Raw genomic sequence first — 22,424 nt, 5'->3', positions numbered from 1 at the left:
CCACTTGCGTGAAATTGTCCCTCGTCGAGCGCTATGAGCGCTGCAGGCAAGGCTTCACTTCTGTTTCAGGGAAGTAGCGAATACGGGATTGTGCGAACAGCGGGCCCATCCCGGAAGCTACGTTCAACAGGATGGACGATGCACACCGACGACGTGACGACACCACAAAGCTAGGCCAGCTGTCTGACCACAGCGATGCAGAGCTTGACGACCGAATTTGAGGCGCAAGGCGGAGGCATTTCCGCTGTCGGTCAGGATCGGTAGATTCTTACCCGGTGCGACAAGCAGGCGCTGTTCGCCTCCATTTCAGTTGGATCGTCCTCGGGATCGCTTAGGTCTACGCGACCTCAAATGTAACCTTGGCGTATGCGCCACCGTCAGGATTGTTTCCGACCTCCAAGCGGGCATTGTGGCCTTCCGCAATCGCTTTGACGACCGACAGACCAAGCCCTGAACCGCTCGTGCCACGACCGCTGAGCCTCTCGCTTCTCCAGAACATGTCGAAAGAGGAGTGCTGCGCATAGTCTGGTAGTCCTGGACCCTTGTCCTGGACAGAAATGAACGACCGCCCCGTGTCATCCACCCCAGTATGAACATCGATCGGCCCGAAATCGCCCGCGTATCGCCGTGCGTTTTCCAGAAGAGCGAGGATAGCCTGGCGGAAACGGTCCGGATCGATCATTGCCGGTGCGGGCGCAAGGTAGGTTCGGAAATTGATATCACCGCCTGCGGAGATCTGGAACAGGGTCACCGTCTCCGAAGCATGCAAGGCCAGGTCGGTCGCCGTGGTCGCGGTCACAAAGTCGATCGTGCCCGCCAGTGAGAGCGTGTTCAGCTGGTCCACCAGCCGCGACATGCCCCGTGTCTGCGCCAAGAGCGCACGCAACTGGTCTTCGCTGGCGGGAATGACGCCGTCAGTCATGCCTTGCAGATTGCCCTGCAGCACCGTCAGTGGTGTGCGCAGTTCGTGGGCCACCGCGCGCGTGTTGAATTTCAGGCGGGTCTCCAATGCAAGCAACTCGCTCGCCATGCGATTGATGGTGATCGCAAGCGTTTCGACTTCCTTGGTTGCGCCCGGTTCGACCGTGACCTGAAAATCGCCCTGCCGGATCTTTTCGGCTGCGGCCGTCAGGCGGGTGAGCGGCGCGACGAGCCGGTAGGCCAGGACGACGCCAATGCCGCTGGTAAACACGATCAGCAGAAATCCGAAACCTAAAACACCCTCGACAGGGGACGCCTCGGTCGCCTCTTCCAGTGTCGGATAGAGCGGCGCGAGTGCCGCGAGATCGCTCGGTGCGGGGATCTCGCCATTGTTGATGCTGACCCAGGCACGTTTCGCATCGGGGGGCAGCGCGTCCAGTGCCGATAATTCGGCATGATCGATATACCAGTCGGTCAGGATATAGAGGAGCGCGATGGTCATCAGTTGAATGACGGAAACCAGAGCCGCCGTCAGTGTTGATAGAGCCGGTCTAGACACCTGTCGACCTCGCGAAACGATAGCCTATCCCGCGCACGGCAACGATAAAGCCGTCCAGGCCGCAACTCGCCAGCTTTCGCCTGAGGTTGGCGATATGCGTATCGACGGTTCGATCGAGCGCATCGCTTTCGGGCATGCACGCATCCAGCAAGGATGCTCTTTCGAAGGTCTTGAACGGCGACCGGACGAAACAGACGAGAAGGCGAAACTCCGTTGCGGTCAGCGGCAGTTCGACCCGGCCTTTGTCCGTCGATGCAAACGCGATGTGGGACTCCAGCTGAACCTCGACCCCGTCGTGCCGGACAACCTCATGAGCGCCAACGCCTCTGGTGCGCTTGAGGACAGCGCCCACCCGCGCCACGACTTCCTGCGGGTTGAACGGTTTGGTGACATAGTCATCGGCGCCGAGCTTCAGGCCGAGCAACTTGTCGGTACTGTCATCCATCGCCGACAGGAAGATGACCGGCACGCTCGAATTTGCCCGGACCCTCGCCAGAAGATCGAAGCCATCGATGTCCGGCAGGCCGATATCGAGCAGGATCAGGTCTGGCTGTAATCTCTGGACATGGGTGAGAGCCGTAAGGCCCGTCGAAGCCTTTACCGTCCTGTAGCCGGCTCTTGCGAGATATTTTTCAATAAGGGAAGCAATCTCTTGGTCGTCCTCGACGACCAGCACGAGTGATGAGATCATCGTCAAACTCTCTGACTTTGACATGCTCTTCTCCGGTTCTCGGTCAAATCTTGATAATCCGGCGAGAGAACGTGGTCCTCACAGAGGAACCACCCATGGACGCAACTGATCTCAACCACGTTCAAAAAGCAAATCCGAAGACCGTTGAAGACGAAGCACACCGTTTGCTTCCAGAGGCGCTTATGCTTCTGGGTTTTATATCGCTGATCTTTGCGACTGTGCCGGAAATCGACCTGATCATCAGTCGTTATTTCTGGGATCCCATCGCGGGCTTCGCTTTCGAGGAAAACAGTTTTCTCATTGCGTTTCGTGACCTCAACAGGCTTCTGCCTTGGGTCGTGATCGGGTTTGCAATCGTGCTTTTGCTTGCAAGTCCTTTCCTCAGGAACCCGAAATACTCAGCCGCACCGTATAAGTTGTTATTCGTGCTGACCTTCTTTGCAGCAGGTCCGGGGCTGGTCGTTCAATTCATCAAGATGCTGGTCGGGAGGGCGCGTCCAAGAGCACTCGACGAATTCGGCGGCAGCGCGATCTTTACCCCTCCGTGGCAGCTCACCGACCAATGCGTCAGAAATTGTTCCTTTATCTCGGGAGAGGCCGCAAGCGCCTTTGCGCTGCTCACACTTGTCGTGTTCGTTACCCCCAGACACCGGACAACTTTTCTCGCAGCGGTCGGCATTGTCGCGGCAGCCTTCTCATTCAACCGAGTGATGTTCGGAGGCCACTTCCTCTCGGACGTGGTGATCGCCTGGAATATGATGTTCGTTCTGGCCGTGCTCCTCTGGCAATTGTTTTCTCAAAACGCACCTCAGATCGACGCATTATTCAAGAGAGATCCGTGCCGAACGTAAGTCTTCGTTGAGATCGCATCAGAGCGTGCGGCCTGGGCCTGGAGTAATGCCGTCGGTTACGTTCGCTGCCGGCAGGAACCGTGGCCGCATCTGGTGCAACGCTGCGGACATCTACTTAAATTCGCTGGCACGGCCGACTTCAGACTTCCTAATTTATGAATATACCGGTCGATCGTGAACCGGGCGGGGTCGCAAGCTGGATATTGCCGCGATCTGCGGATTGCCATCTGTCCTGCTAGTTGATGGCCGCGGTCCTTATGGCGCCTTGGATAAGGTCGTCAAGACGTCATCGCTAACGTCATCGACGAGAAGTCGAGGACTGCTCTGACGCTTGGCGAATGTTTCTGCGAGATAATCAGACGACGTGGATGGGAAGACTTGTCGGCGGTAAGTCCACGATCAGCCGTATCAACCGACCCGACCACATCCCGGTCGGCCAGAATATGTGAAAGCACGGCGAGACCTCCTTGCTACTAACCGAAAGCTCTACTGCCACTGCAATTCAACGCACTAGCCGGAAAGGCCAATGCAGTTGTCTGATACCCACTGCGTTTTTTGGAACGATAACCGCGTCGGTCTGTTGTAGGGCCATGCAGGGAGTGGGACATGCGCAAAGTACTCGTGGTGGACGACGAGGTGTTGATCCGGATGACGGTCACAGACGCCCTGGAGGATGCGGGGTTCGAGGTCATAGAAGCCGGCACGGTGGACGAGGCCCTGGACAAGATTGACGACGGGACCATTCACTTCCTGTTCACGGATATCCAGATGCCAGGCCTTCTGACGGGTGTGGACCTTGCCCACGAAGTCGCCGCTCGCTTCCCTCACGCCGGGATCGTGGTTGCCTCCGGTCGCATCACGCCCGGTGAGATCGATCTGCCATCTTCGGCACAATTTTTCTCCAAGCCGTATGACCTTGATCTGATCGTTGCGCGCTTCGAGTCGATGTCGAAAAGCGCTGATCAGCGCGCTTCATCTAGCCATGTTTCCGAAACAAGCGGACGCTAACTTATTCACCGGCAACCGAGGCGACCGCGCAGACGTTCAACGACAAAACAGCTGCGCGTTAGCCCGTCGGTTTTCCGGCGCGGGCTTGCGGCCGAGGCCTTTTCCAAGCGGTCAAGAGGCAAGCCGGCTCGTGTCGATGATAAGCGTGACCAGCGCTCCGTCCGGTGTCCAGTTATAGGAGATCGTTCCTCCAAGGTGAGCGGACATGGTACGGTCCAGCATTCTGCTACCGTAGCCGGCCGGGCCCTGTGGGAAGACAACCTCGGGCCCGCCCTGCTCGATCCAGGTCACCATCAGATTGTTCTCCTCGACCGATCCGGACACATCCAGTGTTCCGGTGCCGACTGACAGGGCGCCGTATTTCAGTGAATTCGTGGCGAGTTCGTGGATCACCAGCGAGAGGCCTGTGGCTGCCGCCTCTCCCACGCCCATCCTTGGAACTGCTACCCGAATACGGCCAGCAAACGCCGCCGTCTCGTCATAGGGGGAGAGCAAGATCGTGATCAGGTCACCGAGAAGAGCGGCCTTGCCCTGCCCGCCAGGTAAAGGCCGGACAAGGTCGTGAGCACGGCCGAGAGCGGTTAGCCTTAGAGTGAGCTGTGAGGTCATATCGGCGATCGAACTCGAGGACCGGGATGTCATCTGCGTCAGCCCTGACGCGATGGCGAGCAGGTTCTTGACCCGGTGGCTCATTTCTCCGGCGAGAAGCTCATGCCCTTCTTCAGCCTGCTTGCGGCCTGTGACATCGAGAAAGATGCCGGTCATCTGCCGAGCCAGAATATCCTCATCGCTCCCCTGACCGCGTGCTGAGATCCAGCGAACTTCAACATCGCTCATGATCCTGAAGTCGATCTCGTAAGGTCCAACGACGGCACGTGTTGCCGAGAACGCTGCCCTCACACGATCGCGGTCGGCCGGATGGACCTTGGCCGACAGGTCCTCAAAGGACAGGACGCCATCGACCTCCAAATCCCATAGTGCATATCCACGCTGGTCCATCGTGAACGCGTCCGTATCGACGTTCCAGGTCCACAGCGCCACGCCTGCCGCCTTGATCGCGCGTCGCAGCTGACCGGATGTCCACTCGGTGTTCTGGTCCATCAAGATGGCATCCTTAAAGGTCGGACTTGCGGGCGCGCATTGCGATCAGGCCTGCGGATGCCTTGGCGATGTCGTCGGCATCCTTCGCGAGGCGTGCCTGCCGCAGCCTTTGTGTTTTCGTCTCGCGCGCCGCAACGAGGGAGTCCATTTCCGCGACGGCGTGATTTCGGGCAAAGAACTGCGTCTGCGTGTTGCCGAAGGCAATCTCGGCCTGCTGTCTGGATTTCGAATGGGTCTGTGTCATGGATTTTCCTGTGGTTGAGCCTGCTTTGAGCGAGCCAACAAAAAAGGCCAGGCTATAAGCCCGGCCTCTCAGATAACTTGGTGTCGTCGGTGCCAGTACATCCGTGGTCAAGGACGAAACCAGGTACGATTAGGCAGCCTGAAGGTTGCAGGCCGACATCTTGCCCGACTTCGCGTCGCGCTCGAGTTCGTAGCCAAGCTTCTGGCCTTCTACGATTTCGCGCATTCCCGCGCGCTCGACGGCAGAGATGTGGACGAACGCGTCAGCGCCGCCGTTGTCAGGCTCGATGAAGCCGAAACCCTTGGTGGAATTAAACCATTTTACTGTGCCTGTGGTCATGATGAACCCTTTCAAAGCAATGTTGAGTGACCGTAGGACCGAAGCCGAACGGATGAGTGTAACGATTGATTTTGAGAGGGAAGTTCGTTCAGAGCGCGGTGCCAATCGCGCGGTAACCAAAGTTCAGCAAGCAAAAGATCGATAAACCAAAGATAGAGACGAAGCGCCGCCAAGTCAACCTTTAGTTTTGACCTGCTCTGCAGACCCGTCCCGCACGACGAGGTTCGTTAGGGCTTGTCCGCCAACTGCCCCGCGCATACAGTCTGAAGAGGATGGTTGTGTATGCCAGCGTCCAAAAGAACTTGCCTCCGTCCGCGACGCACCGACGCTCATAGACTCTTTTCGGCCAAACTTCTCGCGCAGCCAAGGGAAACCGAAGCCAACAGGCCCCGTCCAACCCTAACAGCTCCAAAGATTGCGACCTTCCTTTGATCGACCCCCTTCACATGACAGCGCTTAAACGACTTGGTTGGTCGGACTTCTTTTCGGATCAGCTCACATCCGATGAAGACGAACTCGCGCCGCGGCGCATTGCCTCCGTCCACCGGTCGCGCGTGGAGGCTATTGATGCCGGTGGTCCGGCCGCCCTCGAGCTCCCAGCCAACGCCAACACAGCCGATTTCGCGGTCGGCGATTGGATCCTCGCCGACCCGATCAGCGGCATGCTGGTTCGCCGTCTTGAACGGAAAACTCTCTTTCAACGACGTGCGGGGAACGACACGATCCCGCAACTGGTTGCTGCCAACGTCGATACCCTGTTCATCGTGACGTCCTGCAACGCCGAATTCAACCTTTCAAGGTTGGAACGGTATCTGATCCTGGCCGAACAAGCCGGGAGCAACCCGGTGATCGTCCTGACAAAGGCGGACACGACCGAAGACGCTGACGTCTTCCGGGTCCAGGCGCAGGGACTGCAGCCTGGCCTGCCCGTTATCCTCCTGAACGGACGCTCGGTAGAGGCACGCGAACTCCTGGCGCCGTGGTGCGGCGAGGGACAGACCTGCGCGCTCGTGGGATCGTCGGGCGTTGGGAAATCAACCCTGGTCAACTCGCTCGTCGGGTCTCAGTCGGACACACAGAAGACCGGCACGATCCGGGAATACGACTCGCAGGGCAGACACACCACGACGGCACGATCGCTGCACGCGCTACCGGGTGGCGGATGGGTGATCGATACACCCGGGATCCGGACGCTGTATGTAAGTGATGTTGCCGACGGTATCGATGTCTTCTTTTCCGATATCGCCGAACTGGCATCGCAGTGCCGGTTTCGCGATTGCAGCCATGTCCACGAACCCGGATGTGCCGTTCAGGCTGCAGTCGCAAGCGGCGAACTTGCAGGCGATCGTCTCGACCGGTGGCGAACCCTGGTCACCGAAAATCGGGACAGGACGCCGGTCGTCAGCGGTCCACACGGCAACAAGATCTCCAGAAGAAAGCGCCACTAGGCGCGACCTGCCGCATGCTTGGCCAAAGCGCTTTGTTGAAGGGATGAGCCGCGGAGCGTGCAGATTCGTGACGCTTTGCCCCATCGGCTCGTTGCCCGTGATAGCCGACGCTACACCGTCCCCGATGTTTGAGAGCCGCTGATGGGGTGCCGGATCGTCATATCGCGAGAGGCGCATATTTCAGTCCGATGATGCCCAACCATGCCCTCCCTGATTGTATCGAGATGGATCGGTGGAAACCGCTTTCATTTGTGCTCCTGCAATAAAATTACTCCAGGCACCATGATCGCGACACCATGGTATTCGCTGCTCGGTTTACCTGAACGTAAAATGTCGCGGCTTTCTCGACTCACGGTCTGGCGCGGATGCAAGGTCAGGATACCCGGGCTATCGCCCCTGCAGGACCCTACAATTATGAGGTTAGTCGAGGCGCGCGGATATACACTCCGCATTTGAGTCGAGAGCAAAAAAGCCTTGCAGTTCCGATATTTCTGGCATTCACTCGCCCAATCGGACGGAAAACCAGGAGGATAACGGTATGTCATCTCGTCTCATGCGTGCGGCTGCGGTCGCTTTGCTCGGATCAACTCTGCTGGCCGGGGCACCGGCATTTGCTGAAACGGTGCTTCATCGTGGCAATTCCGGCGAACCGCAAACGCTCGATCAGGCCCAGACCTCGATCAATATCGAAGCCTTCATCCTGAAGGATCTTTATGAAGGTCTGACGATCTACGACGCGGCGGGCAAGATTGTACCGGGTGCAGCGGAGTCGTGGAAAGTCTCCGACGACGGACTGACATACACGTTTAAGCTGCGCGAGAATGCCAAGTGGTCCGATGGCTCGCCCGTCACGGCGCAGGATTTCGAATTCTCGTTCAAGCGCGTGGAAGATCCGAAGACCGCCGCGAAATATGCGAACATCCTCTACCCGATCAAGAACGCGGAAATGGTCAACACCGGCAAGGCCGATCCGAAGGAACTCGGCATCAAGGCCGTCGATGACAAGACGTTCGAGATCACCCTCGAGCGCCCGACCCCCTTCTTCCTTGAACTTCTTGCTCACCAGACTGCCCTGCCTGTCTCCAAGGCAAGCCTTGAGAAGAACGGCGCCGATTTCGTCAAGCCAGGCACGATGGTGTCGAACGGGGCCTTCCAGCTCGTCAGCCACGTGCCGAACGACAGCCTCGTTGTCCAAAAGAACCCCAATTTCTGGGATGCCGCCAACGTCAAGCTCGACAAGGTGATCTTCTACCCGATCGACGACCAGGCCGCATCCGTCCGCCGCTTCGAGGCGAAGGAAATGGATCTCGTCTATAACTTCTCCGCCGACCAGATCGAGCGGCTGCGCTCGGCCTACAAGGACCAGGTGCACGTGTCGCCGACGCTTGCAACCTATTATTACGTCTTCGATGGCCGCGAGGCTCCCTTCAACGACGTTCGTGTCCGCCAGGCCCTGTCCATGGCCGTCGACCGCGATTTCCTGGCCAAGAAGATCTATAGCGGGTCGCAGCTTCCCGCCTATTCGCTGGTGCCGCCGGGCATGGCGAACTATGGCGAACCCGCCAAGGCCGATTTCGCAGAACTTTCCCAGCTCGACCGCGAAGACAAGGCGATCGAACTGATGAAGGAAGCCGGTTACGGTGAAGGCGGCAAGCCGCTCAATATCGAGGTCCGCTACAACACCAACCCGAACCACGAACGTGTCGCCACCGCCGTTGCCGACATGTGGAAAAACACGTTCGGTGCCAAGGTGACGATGAGCAATCTCGATGTCTCCTCGCACTACGCCTATCTCCAGGAAGGCGGCAAGTTCAACGTGGCACGTGCCGGCTGGGTTGCCGATTATGCCGATCCGGAAAACTTCCTCGCCTTGAACCTCTCGACCAACAAGACCTTCAATTACGGGCATTACGAGAGCAAGGAATTCGACGATCTGATGAAGAAGTCGTATGCGGAAACGGATCCGGCTGCGCGATCGAAGATCATGCATGAGGCGGAAACAATCCTGATGCGCGACCAGCCGATTGCTCCCTTCCTGACCCAGGCCGATCTGTGGCTTGTTTCGGACCGCATCAAGGGCTGGCAGGACAATGCTGCCAATGAACACCTGAGCCGCTTCCTGAGCGTTTCCGAATAATCGACACGGGATGGCGTCCGACAGCGTTTCGGACGCCATCCCGCAGGAGACTACTGCATGCTGTCTTTTATCCTGCGCCGCCTTGCGAGCGCCGTCCCGACGCTTTTCATCGTCGTGACGATCTCCTTCTTCCTGATGCGTTTTGCTCCGGGCGGTCCCTTTAACCTGGAACGTCCGCTGCCACCCGCAACGATGGAAAACATCATGCGGACCTACCAGCTAGACCAGCCGTTATGGCGTCAATATCTCACCTATATCGGCAATGCCGTGCAGGGTGATTTCGGTCCAAGCTATATCTACAAGGACAACACCGTCGCGGAACTGATCGGAAAAGGCCTTCCCTACTCCATTGAACTCGGTTTCTACGCTCTGCTTCTTGCCCTGATTGGCGGCGTGACGCTCGGCACGATCGCGGCCCTGCGCCAGAACAGCGTGCTCGATTTTTCCATCATGACGCTCGCGACGATGGGTACGACGATCCCGAATTTCGTCGTCGGCCCGGTTTTGACGCTGATTTTCGCAATTCTTCTTGCGCTGTTGCCGGCCGGTGGCTGGGGAGATGGTTCGTTCTCGTTCCTGCTCCTGCCGATGATCGCACTGGCGCTGCCGCAGCTTGCCGTTTTCGCCAGGCTGACGCGCGGATCGATGATCGAGGCGCTGCATGCCGACCATATCCGCACCGCGCGCGCTTATGGCCTTCCGGCAAGGATCGTCGTCATCACGCATGCCATGCGCGGCGCCATGCTGCCGGTCGTCTCCTATCTCGCACCCTGTGCCGCCGCATTGATGACCGGCTCGGCCGTCGTCGAGACCATCTTCACCATTCCGGGCGTCGGCCGTTATTTCGTGCTCGGCGCGCTGAATCGTGACTATACGCTGGTCATGGGCACCGTCGTTCTGATCGCCATCTTTGTTATCGTCTTCAATCTCCTGGTCGACCTTCTCTACGGCCTGCTCGATCCGAGGGTCCGTCATGACTGATATCGCCACCGATCCGGCTTCCACCCCGCCCCAGAGCACAAGCCGCAGTCTTTTCCAGCTTGCCGCCATCCGCTTCCGTCGCAACAAGGCGGCGATGGGCGGCTGCGTGATGCTCGTTCTGATCGCGCTCTTTTCCTATCTCGGCCCACTTTTTGTGCCGCATAGCTATGACCAGGTCTTTTCTTCCTATGTGACGGTGGCGCCAAGTCTCGAGCCGCGGCCAGACGAGGCGTCGCTGGAGGGCGCCATGCAAGGCGTCGCGACGCGCGCCCGCGTCAACCTCGACGCGTTCGAGGTGACGGGCCAGATCTTTTCCGCGACCATCAGCGCCGAGGATCCGATCGATCCACGCACGACGCGTTATTTCGACCGTGCCAACGAGTTCGACGACACCAAGGTAGTGGCGACCGAAAAAGACGGGCGCGTTCTCAAAGTCGAAGGGAATGTCAGCCGGGAATACTTCCTGTTCGGCACGGATCCGAACGGCCGCGACCTGCTTGCCCGTGTCATGCTCGGCGGCCAGATCTCGATTGCCGTCGGCGTGCTGGCCAGCCTCGTCTCGCTTGGCATCGGCGTGCTCTACGGCGCGACCGCGGGTTATCTTGGCGGCCGTGTCGACAATGTCATGATGCGCTTCGTCGAGATCCTCTATTCTCTGCCATTCGTCTTTCTTGTCGTCGTCCTGGTCGTCTTCTTCGGTCGTTCCTTCATCCTGATCTTCCTGGTGATCGGCGCTGTGGAATGGCTCGACATGGCGCGCATCGTGCGAGGCCAGACGCTGGCGCTGAAGCGCCGGGAATTCGTGGGCGCTGCCCAAGCGCTCGGCCTGAGCGACTGGCAAATTATCCGCCGGCATATCATCCCGAACACGATCGGACCGGTGATCGTCTTCGTCACCGTCGTGGTTCCGAAGGTAATCCTCCTGGAAAGCTTTCTGTCTTTCCTCGGGCTCGGGGTTCAGGCGCCACTGACCAGCTGGGGGGCTCTGATTTCGGAAGGCGCCAACAATATCCAGTCGGCACCCTGGCTCCTGATCTTTCCCTCCATCTTCTTCGTGGCAACGCTGTTTTCGTTGAACTTTATCGGCGACGGCCTGCGCGACGCGCTCGACCCGAAGGATCGTTGACATGACCGATCAAAAAGACACCATTCTCTCGATCCGCGACCTGAAAGTGAATTTTACGACGCCGGATGGCACGGTCAATGCGGTCAAGGGCATCGGCTTCGATGTCCGTGCCGGCGAGACGCTCGCCGTCGTCGGCGAAAGCGGCTCCGGCAAGAGCCAGACGATGATGGGCATTATGGGCCTGCTCGCTGGAAACGGCACCGTCACTGGCTCCGCCGCCTATCGGGGCAAGGAACTGGTCGGACTGCGAAATAACGAGCTCAACAAGATCCGCGGTGCCAAGATCACGATGATCTTTCAGGAGCCGATGACCTCGCTCGATCCGCTTTACACGATCGGCCGCCAGATCGCCGAACCGATCGTCTACCACCGCGGCGGCAGCCGGAAAGCGGCCCGCAGCCGCGTGCTGGAACTCTTGGAACTGGTCGGCATTCCCGATCCCGCCCGCCGCATTGACAGTTACCCGCATGAACTGTCCGGCGGCCAGCGGCAGCGCGTCATGATCGCCATGGCGCTTGCCAACGAACCCGACGTCCTGATCGCCGACGAGCCGACGACGGCGCTTGATGTGACGGTCCAGGCGCAGATATTGAAACTGCTGCGCTCGCTCCAGGAGCGTTTCGGCATGGCGATTGTGCTGATCACCCACGATCTCGGCATTGTCCGGCATTTTGCCGAACGTGTCGTCGTCATGCGGCGCGGCGAAGTGGTGGAACAGGGAGCCACATCACAGATCTTCGAGGCTCCGACTTCCGCCTATACCCGCATGCTGATCGATGCCGAACCTCAGGGTCGCAAGCAACCGCCAGCGGAAAACGCACCGATCATTCTGGAGGGACGCGATGTCACGGTCGATTTTCCGATCGGCCGCGGACTTTTTTCGAAGGGTCCAAAGAGTTTCCGGGCCGTCGACGGCGTCACCGTCAAGCTCAGGCAGGGCCAGACGATCGGTATCGTTGGTGAGTCCGGCTCGGGGAAATCGACGCTTGGGCGCGCGCTGCTCCGGCTTCTCCACAGCGATGGTCATTACCGCTTCGACAAGACCGACATCTCCGGCTTCGACCGTCGGCAGATGCGGTCCCTGCGCAAGGAGATGCAGCTCGTCTTCCAGGATCCCTTTGGGTCTCTCTCGCCGCGTCAGACAGTCGGCGAGATCATCACCGAAGGTCTGCTCGTCCACGAGCCTTCGCTGAACAAGGCGGATCGAGACCGGCGCGCGATCGCCGCCCTGACCGAAGTCGGGCTCGATCACCAGGCGCGCAATCGCTACCCGCACGAATTTTCCGGCGGTCAGCGCCAGCGCATCGCGATTGCCCGCGCGATGATCCTCAAGCCGCGTGTGGTTATCCTCGACGAACCGACCTCGGCACTCGACCGGTCCGTGCAGGGACAGGTGATCGACCTCTTGCGCAAGCTGCAGTCCGACCACAACCTTTCCTACGTCTTCATCAGCCACGACCTTGCCGTGGTCAGGGCCATCGCGGATCATGTGATCGTCATGAACAACGGAAAGATTGTTGAGGAAGGCGATACGGACGCGATCTTTGACGCCCCGAAGGCCGATTACACAAGGGCGCTGATCGGAGCCGCTTTCAGCATCTGAGTCGCCACTATCAGCAATATGCCCACCGTCGTCGTCTTCGAACCGCGGCGCATGTGGAGAAAGACACGTATCCGCCTGATCGCCGGCGGGCGCCATGGACGGCTGCCTGAATCATGGGTTGGTTCCGTCGTGTGAGTTGCCGGCATGAAAGGGCACGGCTGCAGCCGCCCATCACGTCGCCACAAGAAGGCGTGAATTATTCAATCAAGAGGTCATGGCTTCCAGTTATCTTCTTGCGTCACCGTCCCAATATTTCTAGGAAAATTGTCGGATGCGCGGAGAAGCTCAATATGGCCACGCGCGGACGGACGCGCCCTCCCTCTTCCACCAGTCATGGCATTGCCGACGGTTTGAGCGGGTTCGGCGCACGATTAGCACGCGGGTCGGGAGGTCCGCATCCCAGGAGACTGACATGACATTGAAGACAATCACTGCGGCACTCGCTGCCACACTCGCATTCGCCCCGCTTGCCTACGCCGACATCACGGTCGGCCTCATCGCGCCGCTGACCGGCCCGGTTGCTGCGATCGGCGCGCAGATCAAGAACGGCGCGGAAACCGCGGTCGAGGAAATCAACAAGAAGGGCGGCGTCAACGGCGAGAAGCTCGTGCTCAAAATTGTCGACGATGCCGGCGAACCCAAGCAGGGCGTATCTGCCGCCAATCAGCTGATTGCCGACGATATCCGTTTCGTGGTCGGCCCTGTCACATCGGGCGTCTCTATCCCCGCCTCGGTCGCGTTTGCCGAAAACGGTGCACTGATGGTTACCCCGACAGCCACTTCGCCGGAACTGACCGCGCGTGGCCTTTCCACCGTGTTTCGCACCTGCGGCCGGGACGACCAGCAGGCGGACGTTGCAGCAAAATTCGTGGTCGAGAAATTCAAGGAAAAGAAGATCGCCATCCTCAACGACAAGGGGCAGTATGGCAAGGGTCTCGCCGATGCCTTCAAGGCATCGCTGAATGCGGCCGGCATCACGGAAGTCTTCAACGACGCGCTGACGGCGGGCGACAAGGATTTTAGCGCGCTGGTGACACGCCTGAAGTCGGAAGGCACCGAAGTCCTCTATTTCGGCGGCTATCACCCAGAAGCAGGCCTTCTGGTGCGCCAGATGAAGGATGCCGGCATGAATGTGCAGCTGATCGCGGGTGACGGCCTTTCCAACAGCGAGTTCATCACCACCGGCGGCGACGCAGCCAACGGCACGATCTTCACCAACGCTGCCGACGCGCTGAAGAATGCCGACAGCAAGGCCGCGGCCGATGCGCTCATTGCAAAAAAGATCCCCGCCGAAGCGTTTACCCTCAACGCCTATGCAGCCGTCGAGGTCATCGCCGCCGGCATCGCCAAGGCTGGCAGCACCGACGACGCTGAGGCAGTTGCTGCCGCGCTCAAGGATGGCACCGGTATCAAGACTGCCATTGGCGAACTGACCTACGGTGAAACCGGCGATCTGAGCTCGCAGAGCTTTTCCGTCTACAAGTGGGAAGGCGGAAAGACGGTTGTGGCCGAATAAGGCCGCTCCGGATCTGTATTGCGACGGGCGCCCTAGGCGCCCGTTTGCTTGCCGTCGGTGCACTATCCGTCGATTGTCGCCCGAAGCGACGGCGGATGCAACCAGGTCTCTTTTCTCAAAGTCACTGATTTGACGACAAAAATCGCTCGTCATGCGCGTCACGCGTTCACCCTGCATGCGAAAAGAATAAGCGTCGAAATCGAGAATCAGCGGGGACGTTTGCGCTCCCTGCGTCACTGTCTGTTCCAGCCCATAGCAACGTGTATCGAAGCCTTTTCCCAGACCGCGAGATTGGCCTCTTGTCATAATGCTCTTGTCGCGTGTGATTTGCGGCGATAGTAGTGCATGGGACAGCTGCCTTCGGGCAGCTTGCCTGGGAGGGTTTGAAATGTCTGGTCTACTCGCCGTGTCGCGCGCTATCGACGCGATGAACACGCTTTTCGGTAAAGCCGTTTCATGGCTTTTGTTGGCGGCAGTGCTGATCAGCGCCATCAACGCAGTGACCCGAAAAGTCTTCAATCTGAGCTCAAATGCCTGGCTCGAGGCGCAATGGTACCTTTTCTCCGCAGCCTTCCTGTTGGCGGCGGCCTGGACATTGCTGAGCAGCGAGCACGTCAAGGTCGATCTGGTCTATGGCCAGCTCCCCAGACGGGCGCAGCTTTGGATCGAGGTGTTCGGGACAATCTTCTTCCTGATGCCGTTCTGCCTCGTCACCATCTACCTGTCCTGGCCGATCGTCATCGCCAAATATGTGAGCGGAGAGGTCTCCAACAATACCGGTGGGCTGGTGCTGTGGCCAGTCTGGGCCATGATCCCGATTGGTTTCGGCCTGCTGGCACTCCAGGGACTGTCGGAACTCATCAAACGGCTAGCGATCCTCAGCGGTGCGATGCCCGACGCCGTCGCTCTCGCCGACGCCGAAGCGCAAGCGCTCTAATTCGTAGCAGGATACGCTCATATGTTTGCATTCTTTGCGGAAAATCTCGCGCCGATCATGTTTCTATCACTGATCGTCGTGTTGCTGCTTGGTTATCCGGTTGCCTTCGCACTCGCCTTTGTCGGCTTTGTCTTCGGTTTCATCGGCATCGAAATGGGCCTTTTGCCCATCAACCTGTTCGGAGCGATCCCTGACCGCATCTTCGGGCAGATGTCGAACGAGACACTGCTCGCCATTCCGTTCTTCACCTTCATGGGGCTGATTCTCGAGCGAAGCGGAATGGCCGAGGATCTGCTCGATACGATCGGCCAGCTGTTCGGCCCGATCCGCGGCGGGCTCGCCTTCGCGGTCATCTTCGTGGGCGCCATCCTTGCAGCCACCACAGGCGTCGTTGCGGCCTCCGTCATCTCGATGGGCCTGATCTCCCTGCCGATCATGCTGCGATATGGTTACGACCGACGGGTCGCGGCCGGCACGATCGCAGCGTCGGGAACGCTTGCCCAGATTATTCCGCCGAGCCTCGTGCTGATCATTCTGGCCGACCAGCTCGGCCGGTCGGTCGGCGACATGTACAAGGGCGCACTCGTGCCCGGTCTCATGCTGGTTGCTGCCTATACCGGCTACATCATCCTGATGTCCTTTCTGCGTCCGGCAAGCGTGCCGGCTCTTCCCATCGAGGCGCGATCGCTTCGTGGCTGGAAGCTTGTGGCCAAGGTCATCACCTCGCTCGTGCCGCCGCTCGTGCTGATCTTCCTCGTTCTCGGCACAATCTTTATCGGCCTTGCGACGCCGACCGAAGGCGGCGCGATGGGCGCAGTCGGTGCTCTGCTTCTTGCAGCCTTCAATCGCAAGCTTACGCTGGCGATGGTCAAGTCGGCCCTTTACGCGACGGCGAAACTGTCCTCCTTCGTGATCTTCATCTTGCTCGGCGCGCGCGTGTTTTCGCTGACCTTCTACGGTGTCGACGGTCACGTCTGGGTAGAGCACCTGATGACGTCGATCCCGGGCGGCGAGATCGGCTTCCTGATCGTTGCCAATCTGCTCGTATTCTTCCTGGCCTTCTTTCTCGATTATTTCGAGCTGGCCTTCATCATCATCCCGCTGCTGGCACCGGTTGCCGATGCGCTCGGCATCGACCTGATCTGGTTCGGCGTGATGCTGGCGATCAACATGCAGACCTCGTTCATGCATCCGCCGTTCGGGTTCTCGCTGTTTTACCTGCGCTCCGTCGCTCCGACACGGGCCTACAAGGATCGCATCACCGGTGCGACAATCCAGCCGGTCACATCCGGCCAGATCTACATGGGCTCCCTGCCCTACCTGGCGATCCAGCTCGTCATGGTCGTCGTCGTCATCGTCTTTCCGGGTCTCGTGACCCACTACAAATCAGGATCTGCCGTCGTCGATCCATCGACGATTGAGCTCAACGTACCGATGCCGGGTGCCGATGGCGCTAACCCGTTTGGAACACCGACCCAGCCTTTCGGCGCACCGGAGCAGTCTTCCGGCGATCCCGCCGCCCCGGCCGTCGATATCCCTGCACCAGATTTCGGTTCCCCGACGCCAAGCTTCGGCGCACCGAAAAACTAGACACACGCTTTGATCGCACAGCGTGCGTTCGATACTGCCGAACCTGAGGAGGAGGAAACGCAATGACGGAAACCATCAACAGACGCAATTTCCTGACGAAAGGCGCAGTCGGAGGGGCGGCAACAGTCGCCGCGACCGCACTCGCCGCACCGGCGGTTGCCCAAGAACTGCCGAGCATCAAATGGCGCCTGACATCGGGCTTCCCGAACAACCTCGACACGATTTACGGCGGCGCAACCGTCATGGCGGAGACACTGTCGAAGATCACCGACGGGAAATTCCAAATTCAGGTGTTTCAGGCCGGCGAACTCGTACCCGGACCGCAGGCGATCGATGCGGTGAAGGCGAACACCGTCGAGATCGCTCATACCTGCGGATACTATTTCACCGGCAAGGATCCGACATTTGCGATCGGCTCGACCATCCCCTTCGGTCTCAATGGTCGTCAGCAGAACGCCTGGCTTTACCACGGCGGCGGCAATGAGGCTTATAACGAGTTTCTCTCTGCCTATGGCGTGGTTGGCATCCCCGGCGGGGCCACCGGTGCCCAGATGGGTGGATGGTTCCGCAAGGAGATCAAGGGCGTCGCCGACCTCAAGGGCGTCAAGATGCGCATCGCCGGTGTCGCCGGCGAAGTGATGTCTCGGCTCGGCGTGGTGCCGCAGCAGCTACCGGGGGGCGATATCTATCCGGCTCTCGAGCGCGGAACAATCGACGCGGCCGAGTGGATCGGTCCCTATGACGACGAACGCCTCGGCTTCTACCAGATTGCGCCGAACTACTACTACCCGGCCTATTGGGAAGGCGGTCTGACGATCCACTTCTTCATCAACAAGGCACAGTATGAGGGTCTGCCTCCCGCCTACAAGGCCGCACTCGATGCCGCCTGCAAGGCGGCGAACATCAACATGCAGGCACTCTACGATGTGAAGAACACTGCAGCGATCCGCTCGCTTGTCGGCAAGGGCGTCAAACTGCGACCGCTGCCACGCGATGTCATGGATGCCGCCTACAAGACGACGTTCGAACTCTACGCGGAATATAGCGCCAAGCACCCGGCATGGGCAAAGATCTATCCGGGCTGGAAGAAGTTCAGGGACGAGTCCTTCGAGTGGTTCCGCGTCGCCGAATACAGCTATGATAGCTACATGTACTCCGCCCAGGCCTCGGGCAAGTAACAAAACCGGAGGTCGGCTTTAAGGCCGGCCTCCGGACTCACGATCAATTGGCACCGAAGAGACAGGTCTATCGTTGGGATGTCCAGGTGGTCCTACCGTCACATCGCAAAAGCCGCGGCCGGGACGGCATGATCTCGCGTGACGATCCCATGCTTTCCCGGCCACCGGCCTTCAGAACTGATCGGATTTTCCTAAACCGCGGCGTCACCCAGAAGGATCTGCAGCTTGACGTCTGACGGGTTGCCGGCTGCTGCCCTCTCAAAGGCCTCAATGCTCTTGTCGAAAGGGAAAGTCTCGGTAATCAGCGGATTAAGGTCCACCTTGCCGGATGCAATCAGCTGCAGCGCCCGGTCGAAGATATTGGCGTAGCGGAAGACCGTCTCTATCCGGATTTCCTTCGAGATCGCGCCTGCCACGTCGAACGAAACCTTGTCCACCGGCAGGCCGACCATCACGATCGCTCCACCCGGGCGAACGAGGTCGAATATCCCGTCATAGGCCTTCGGGCTGCCGCTGGCTTCGAAAACAACATCGGCGCCCCAGCCGTCGGTTTCCCGTGCGATGACCTCGGCGAAGCTTTCCTCCCCGATATTGACAGGGGTGATACCGGAATACTGGGCAGCGATGGCGAGTTTCGGTGCGCTGAAATCGGAAATGAACACGCGGCTGCACCCACCAGCGAGCGCCGCCAGAGCGACCATGATCCCGATCGGGCCGCTTCCGATCACCGCCGCAACATCGCCGGGGGCGATGCGGGCACGCGCTGCAGCCTGCATGCCAATGGCAAATGGCTCCACCATCGCGCCTTCGGCGAAGGACACGTTGTCGGGAAGCTTGTAGGTGAACGCCGCGGGATGGACAACTTCGGATGTCAAAACGCCATGGATCGGCGGCGTTGCCCAGAACCGGACGCTGGGATCGACGTTATAGATGCCGAGCTTGGATGCGCGCGACGAGAGGTCCGGTATTCCCGGTTCCATGCACACCCGGTCTCCAACCTTGAAACCGGAAACGGCCGAGCCGACCTCGATCACCGTGCCTGCCGCCTCATGTCCCAGAACCATTGGCTCACGCAGCACGTACGGTCCGATTGCGCCGTGCGTGTAGTAGTGTACGTCGCTGCCGCAGACGCCAACCGTGTGAATCTTGATCTTCAGTTCCGAAGCTCCGACCGCCAGCGGCAGGTCAATGTCTCGAAGGGCGAGAACGCCCTTTTCTTCCAGTACCAAGGCTTTCATCATCGGATCCTTTTGCTCGATGGGCGCCAAATTCGGCGCATCGGTTGACCTAGGAATAGCGACCGGTTTGAAAAAGAAAAGTGCTGTTTGGTGAGATTTTCAGCAGCTATCGCTTCTTTCTTGCGCGTATCGCCCCTTCGCCCCCAAGGTCTCGCTCTCCCCACCAAGCAGTCCTTCCGTTTGTTTTAAAACGATAAAAACAGGATTTTTGCTCACCATAGGGACACCTTCAGCCTACAATGAAGGCATGTTGACATTTGTCGAAAACTATCTGACAAATGTCACGTGCTGGCCGCTGGAGGGCGGTTAACCCAGACAGTGATTGGTCCGACGCTCATCGAGCGGAAGGATCATCGGAGGAAATTAGCGTGGAATATCTGCTTGAGGTGGAAGGACTGAAGAAGTCCTTCGGCGGCGTTGCCGCATTGCGTGAGGGTCGCTTTCAGCTGAAGCCGGGCTCGGTGCACGCGCTGTGTGGCGGCAACGGCGCCGGAAAGTCGACCTTCCTCAAAATCCTCATGGGCATTTACAAGCGCGATGCCGGCTCCATTCGCCGTCGCGGTCAGGACGTCGATTTTTCAGGCCCAGCCGAAGCGCTCGCCTCCGGCATCGCGATCATCGAACAGGAACTGAGCCCTGTCCCTCATATGACCGTGGCGGAAAACATCTATCTTGGTCGCGAACCCTCCGGGCGCTTCGGCGGCGTCGACTTCAAGACGATGAACCGTAACGCCCAGCGGTTGCTGGATCAGCTCGAATTCCAGATCCGTCCCACTCAGTTCATGATGAACCTTTCGGTTGCGCAGATGCAACTGGTCGAGATCGCCAAGGCGCTCAGCCACGATGCGGAAGTCATCTTCATGGACGAGCCGACATCGGCAATCGGCGAAAAGGAAGCGCAGCAGCTCTTCAAAACGATCGAACGGCTGAAGGCCGCCGGCAAGGGTATCGTCTACGTCTCGCACCGCCTGTCAGAAATCTTCCAGATCGCGGATGCCTACACGGTGTTCCGCGACGGCTCCTATATCGGCTCGGGTGACTTGGCTGATATCGACAGGCCGAGCCTGATCAAGATGATCGTCGGTCGGGAACTGGGCGAGGAATATATCAAGACCAACACGCCGACGGAAACGGATGGCCTACAGGTTACGGGGCTGACAGCCGCCGGCAAGATCGACGACATTTCGTTTTCGGTTTGCAAGGGTGAGATCTTCGGGATCTACGGACTTATGGGATCCGGCCGGTCGGAAATTTTCAACTGCATCTTTGGTCTCGATCGTCTCGATAGCGGCGAAATCAGGATCGATGGCGCGCCGGTCAAGGTCAGCAAGCCGGCTGACGCGATGGAGCACGGGCTCGCTTTCGTTACCGAGGACCGCAAGCTGACCGGGCTCAATCTGACCGATAGCGTCAGAGGCAACATTGCGCTTGCCAGCCTGCCGGAACTCAGCCCCAATTTCGTCATGCGTCGCCGCGGCGAGCAGGCTGCCAGCCGGAACATGATCGAAAGATTTGCGATCAAGGCGGCCCGCGACACGATGCCGGTCTCGGGCCTGTCAGGCGGCAATCAGCAAAAGGTCGTCCTGGGCAAGTGGTTCCTGCGCAATCCCAAGGTGCTTCTGCTCGATGAACCGACGCGTGGCGTCGATGTCGGCGCCAAGCGCGAGATCTATCGCATCATCTGCGAATTCGCCGAGGCCGGTGGAACCGTAGTGATGATTTCATCGGAAATCGACGAAGTGCTGGGCATGTCCGACCGCATCCTCGTCATGCGCAACGGTCGCTCGACTGGCATCTATCCGCGCGCGGAGACAGACGCGCAGGCGTTGGTGCACCTTTCTACGTGACGGGCCCGGGTCACTGGGCCAGACGCGCATTTTCAAGATTCGATCGGCATGGGAAGAGGTAAGAACAGTGTCCGCCACAGAAAACAAGCCGGCAGCCGCATGGTTCGGTTCGGATAACCGCAAGTTGCTCATCCAGGAATACGGCATCTTTCTCGCCTTCCTGCTCCTGGCATTCATCCTGTCGGTCTCCAACGAGTACTTCCTCACCGCCGGCAATATCTCGAACGTGCTTCTACAGACATCTATCAATGGGGTGCTGGCGATCGGGATGACATTCGTCATCCTGACCCGGGGCATCGACCTCTCCGTCGGCTCGGTCGTAGCGCTCGCTGGTATGGTGGCCGCGAGCCTTGCGACGACTTCAGCGACCGCCGGCGTTGCGGGCGGCCCCTATCCGGCATTCGTCGCGTTCGCGGCGGGCATTCTCGTCGGTCTCGCATGCGGCATGGTCGTCGGTGTAATCGTCTCGCGCTTCTCCGTCCCCGCCTTCGTTGCCACCCTCGGCATGCTGTCGGCGGCACGCGGCATGACGCTGATCTATGGCGGCGGCAGACCTGTCCCGGCGCTTATCCCGGATTTTCGCTGGCTTGGAACCGGCAACATTATCGGCATCCCGATGCCGGTCGTCGTTCTCGCCGTCGTCTTCATTGCCTCTTGGTGGGTTCTCAACCGCACGCGCTTTGGCCGCTATATCTACGCCGTCGGCGGCAACCCGCATGCCGCCGTGACTTCAGGCATCAACGTCACCCGCATCAAGTTCGCCGTGTACTGCATCTCGGGAGCACTTGCGGGTCTTGCCGGTATGATCCTTGCCGCTCGCACGGGCTCCGGCCTGCCGCAGGCCGGTGTTGCCTACGAGCTCGACGCCATCGCGGCCGTGGTCATCGGCGGTACCAGCCTCTCGGGTGGTGTCGGTCGCGTCACGGGAACCCTGATCGGCGCGCTCATTATCGGCGTCATGAACAACGGTCTCGATCTGCTCGGCATCGAATCTTACTACCAGCAGGTCCTCAAAGGGGCGCTGATCGTCGGTGCGGTCATGCTGGATCAAAAACGCAATCAAGGGGCCTGACCCCAGAACAATTCGGATCGCGAAACGGTCCGACATG

19 protein-coding genes are annotated in these 22,424 nt (G+C 59.3%); 13 read left to right on the top strand and 6 right to left on the bottom strand.

Going from position 1 to position 22,424, the window contains the following annotated elements; translation table 11 throughout:
* Nucleotides 1–337: 337 nt before the first annotated feature.
* On the bottom strand, nt 338–1,480 hold the full coding sequence (locus tag IFT59_RS13830; RefSeq protein WP_192087239.1) for an ATP-binding protein: 1,143 nt from the start codon (nt 1,478–1,480) through the stop codon (nt 338–340).
* Entirely contained in the window at nt 1,473–2,171 is a 699-nt protein-coding gene (locus tag IFT59_RS13825; protein ID WP_192087501.1) for a response regulator transcription factor, read from the bottom strand. The genes IFT59_RS13830 and IFT59_RS13825 overlap by 8 nt, the downstream gene beginning before the upstream one ends.
* A 95-nt stretch (nt 2,172–2,266) precedes the next feature.
* On the opposite strand from IFT59_RS13825, the gene IFT59_RS13820 reads away from it, so the two are divergent.
* Together IFT59_RS13820 and IFT59_RS13815 are read left to right on the top strand one after the other, a co-directional pair.
* Complete coding sequence (locus tag IFT59_RS13820) at nt 2,267–3,022, top strand: phosphatase PAP2 family protein (RefSeq protein WP_192087238.1); 756 nt, start codon at nt 2,267–2,269, stop codon at nt 3,020–3,022.
* 606 nt (nt 3,023–3,628) lie between these two features.
* Nucleotides 3,629–4,030, top strand: a complete 402-nt coding sequence (locus tag IFT59_RS13815; RefSeq protein ID WP_062459305.1) for a response regulator — start codon at nt 3,629–3,631, stop codon at nt 4,028–4,030.
* Between the two features lie 111 nt (nt 4,031–4,141).
* Here IFT59_RS13815 and IFT59_RS13810 read toward each other — a convergent pair whose 3' ends face one another.
* The 3 genes from IFT59_RS13810 to IFT59_RS13800 all read right to left on the bottom strand — a co-directional run bounded on the left by IFT59_RS13810 (nt 4,142) and on the right by IFT59_RS13800 (nt 5,714).
* The gene (locus tag IFT59_RS13810; RefSeq protein ID WP_113166133.1) at nt 4,142–5,131 is read right to left on the bottom strand and encodes a sensor histidine kinase; all 990 of its coding nucleotides are present in this window, start codon (nt 5,129–5,131) and stop codon (nt 4,142–4,144) included.
* Between the two features lie 13 nt (nt 5,132–5,144).
* A complete protein-coding gene (locus IFT59_RS13805; protein ID WP_062459299.1) occupies nt 5,145–5,375 on the bottom strand; it encodes a hypothetical protein in 231 nt (76 codons plus the stop codon).
* Between the two features lie 129 nt (nt 5,376–5,504).
* The gene (locus IFT59_RS13800; protein ID WP_062459297.1) at nt 5,505–5,714 is read right to left on the bottom strand and encodes a cold-shock protein; all 210 of its coding nucleotides are present in this window, start codon (nt 5,712–5,714) and stop codon (nt 5,505–5,507) included.
* A gap of 446 nt (nt 5,715–6,160) precedes the next feature.
* On the opposite strand from IFT59_RS13800, the gene rsgA reads away from it, so the two are divergent.
* The 9 genes from rsgA to IFT59_RS13755 all read left to right on the top strand — a co-directional run bounded on the left by rsgA (nt 6,161) and on the right by IFT59_RS13755 (nt 18,230).
* The gene (gene rsgA / locus IFT59_RS13795; protein ID WP_092663297.1) at nt 6,161–7,162 is read left to right on the top strand and encodes a ribosome small subunit-dependent GTPase A; all 1,002 of its coding nucleotides are present in this window, start codon (nt 6,161–6,163) and stop codon (nt 7,160–7,162) included.
* A 553-nt stretch (nt 7,163–7,715) separates the two neighbouring features.
* Nucleotides 7,716–9,299 (top strand): peptide ABC transporter substrate-binding protein, encoded by a 1,584-nt coding sequence (locus tag IFT59_RS13790; RefSeq protein ID WP_244508866.1) that lies wholly within the window; start codon nt 7,716–7,718, stop codon nt 9,297–9,299.
* 57 nt (nt 9,300–9,356) lie between these two features.
* A complete protein-coding gene (oppB, locus tag IFT59_RS13785; RefSeq protein WP_062459288.1) occupies nt 9,357–10,280 on the top strand; it encodes an oligopeptide ABC transporter permease OppB in 924 nt (307 codons plus the stop codon).
* A complete protein-coding gene (locus IFT59_RS13780; protein ID WP_062459285.1) occupies nt 10,273–11,406 on the top strand; it encodes an ABC transporter permease in 1,134 nt (377 codons plus the stop codon). Before oppB ends, IFT59_RS13780 begins: the two co-directional genes overlap by 8 nt.
* 1 nt (nt 11,407) lies before the next feature.
* Complete coding sequence (locus IFT59_RS13775) at nt 11,408–13,009, top strand: ABC transporter ATP-binding protein (protein WP_192087237.1); 1,602 nt, start codon at nt 11,408–11,410, stop codon at nt 13,007–13,009.
* Nucleotides 13,010–13,421: 412 nt separating this feature from the next.
* Nucleotides 13,422–14,525, top strand: coding sequence for a branched-chain amino acid ABC transporter substrate-binding protein (locus IFT59_RS13770; protein ID WP_192087236.1), 1,104 nt, complete (start codon nt 13,422–13,424; stop codon nt 14,523–14,525).
* 388 nt (nt 14,526–14,913) lie between these two features.
* Nucleotides 14,914–15,462: a TRAP transporter small permease subunit gene (locus IFT59_RS13765; protein ID WP_062459277.1), complete on the top strand. Its 549-nt coding sequence runs from the start codon at nt 14,914–14,916 to the stop codon at nt 15,460–15,462.
* Nucleotides 15,463–15,483: 21 nt separating this feature from the next.
* Nucleotides 15,484–17,052: a TRAP transporter large permease gene (locus tag IFT59_RS13760; RefSeq protein ID WP_062459274.1), complete on the top strand. Its 1,569-nt coding sequence runs from the start codon at nt 15,484–15,486 to the stop codon at nt 17,050–17,052.
* Nucleotides 17,053–17,114: 62 nt separating this feature from the next.
* On the top strand, nt 17,115–18,230 hold the full coding sequence (locus IFT59_RS13755) for a TRAP transporter substrate-binding protein (protein WP_062578270.1): 1,116 nt from the start codon (nt 17,115–17,117) through the stop codon (nt 18,228–18,230).
* 191 nt (nt 18,231–18,421) lie between these two features.
* On the opposite strand, the gene IFT59_RS13750 is transcribed toward IFT59_RS13755, so the two are convergent.
* Entirely contained in the window at nt 18,422–19,468 is a 1,047-nt protein-coding gene (locus tag IFT59_RS13750; protein WP_175487276.1) for an NAD(P)-dependent alcohol dehydrogenase, read from the bottom strand.
* 368 nt (nt 19,469–19,836) lie between these two features.
* Between IFT59_RS13750 and IFT59_RS13745 the strand changes: the two genes are divergently transcribed.
* Nucleotides 19,837–21,315: a sugar ABC transporter ATP-binding protein gene (locus tag IFT59_RS13745; RefSeq protein WP_062578274.1), complete on the top strand. Its 1,479-nt coding sequence runs from the start codon at nt 19,837–19,839 to the stop codon at nt 21,313–21,315.
* A 67-nt stretch (nt 21,316–21,382) separates the two neighbouring features.
* On the top strand, nt 21,383–22,387 hold the full coding sequence (locus IFT59_RS13740) for an ABC transporter permease (RefSeq protein WP_062578276.1): 1,005 nt from the start codon (nt 21,383–21,385) through the stop codon (nt 22,385–22,387).
* Nucleotides 22,388–22,424: the final 37 nt, after the last annotated feature.

It is taken from the genome of Rhizobium sp. CFBP 8752 (assembly GCF_014842035.1).
Taxonomy (GTDB): Bacteria; Pseudomonadota; Alphaproteobacteria; order Rhizobiales; family Rhizobiaceae; genus Neorhizobium; species Neorhizobium soli.
This window is presented reverse-complemented; position numbering and strand designations above follow the sequence as displayed.

Coding starts and splice junctions, on each gene's coding strand:
- IFT59_RS13780 (WP_062459285.1), top strand. CDS start 10,273: ATGACTGATATCGCCACCGATCCGGCTTCCACCCCGCCCCAGAGCACA.
- IFT59_RS13790 (WP_244508866.1), top strand. CDS start 7,716: ATGCGTGCGGCTGCGGTCGCTTTGCTCGGATCAACTCTGCTGGCCGGG.
- IFT59_RS13770 (WP_192087236.1), top strand. CDS start 13,422: ATGACATTGAAGACAATCACTGCGGCACTCGCTGCCACACTCGCATTC.
- oppB (WP_062459288.1), top strand. CDS start 9,357: ATGCTGTCTTTTATCCTGCGCCGCCTTGCGAGCGCCGTCCCGACGCTT.
- IFT59_RS13755 (WP_062578270.1), top strand. CDS start 17,115: ATGACGGAAACCATCAACAGACGCAATTTCCTGACGAAAGGCGCAGTC.
- IFT59_RS13815 (WP_062459305.1), top strand. CDS start 3,629: ATGCGCAAAGTACTCGTGGTGGACGACGAGGTGTTGATCCGGATGACG.
- rsgA (WP_092663297.1), top strand. CDS start 6,161: ATGACAGCGCTTAAACGACTTGGTTGGTCGGACTTCTTTTCGGATCAG.
- IFT59_RS13800 (WP_062459297.1), bottom strand. CDS start 5,714: ATGACCACAGGCACAGTAAAATGGTTTAATTCCACCAAGGGTTTCGGC.
- IFT59_RS13805 (WP_062459299.1), bottom strand. CDS start 5,375: ATGACACAGACCCATTCGAAATCCAGACAGCAGGCCGAGATTGCCTTC.
- IFT59_RS13810 (WP_113166133.1), bottom strand. CDS start 5,131: ATGGACCAGAACACCGAGTGGACATCCGGTCAGCTGCGACGCGCGATC.
- IFT59_RS13765 (WP_062459277.1), top strand. CDS start 14,914: ATGTCTGGTCTACTCGCCGTGTCGCGCGCTATCGACGCGATGAACACG.
- IFT59_RS13820 (WP_192087238.1), top strand. CDS start 2,267: ATGGACGCAACTGATCTCAACCACGTTCAAAAAGCAAATCCGAAGACC.
- IFT59_RS13760 (WP_062459274.1), top strand. CDS start 15,484: ATGTTTGCATTCTTTGCGGAAAATCTCGCGCCGATCATGTTTCTATCA.
- IFT59_RS13825 (WP_192087501.1), bottom strand. CDS start 2,171: ATGATCTCATCACTCGTGCTGGTCGTCGAGGACGACCAAGAGATTGCT.
- IFT59_RS13775 (WP_192087237.1), top strand. CDS start 11,408: ATGACCGATCAAAAAGACACCATTCTCTCGATCCGCGACCTGAAAGTG.
- IFT59_RS13750 (WP_175487276.1), bottom strand. CDS start 19,468: ATGAAAGCCTTGGTACTGGAAGAAAAGGGCGTTCTCGCCCTTCGAGAC.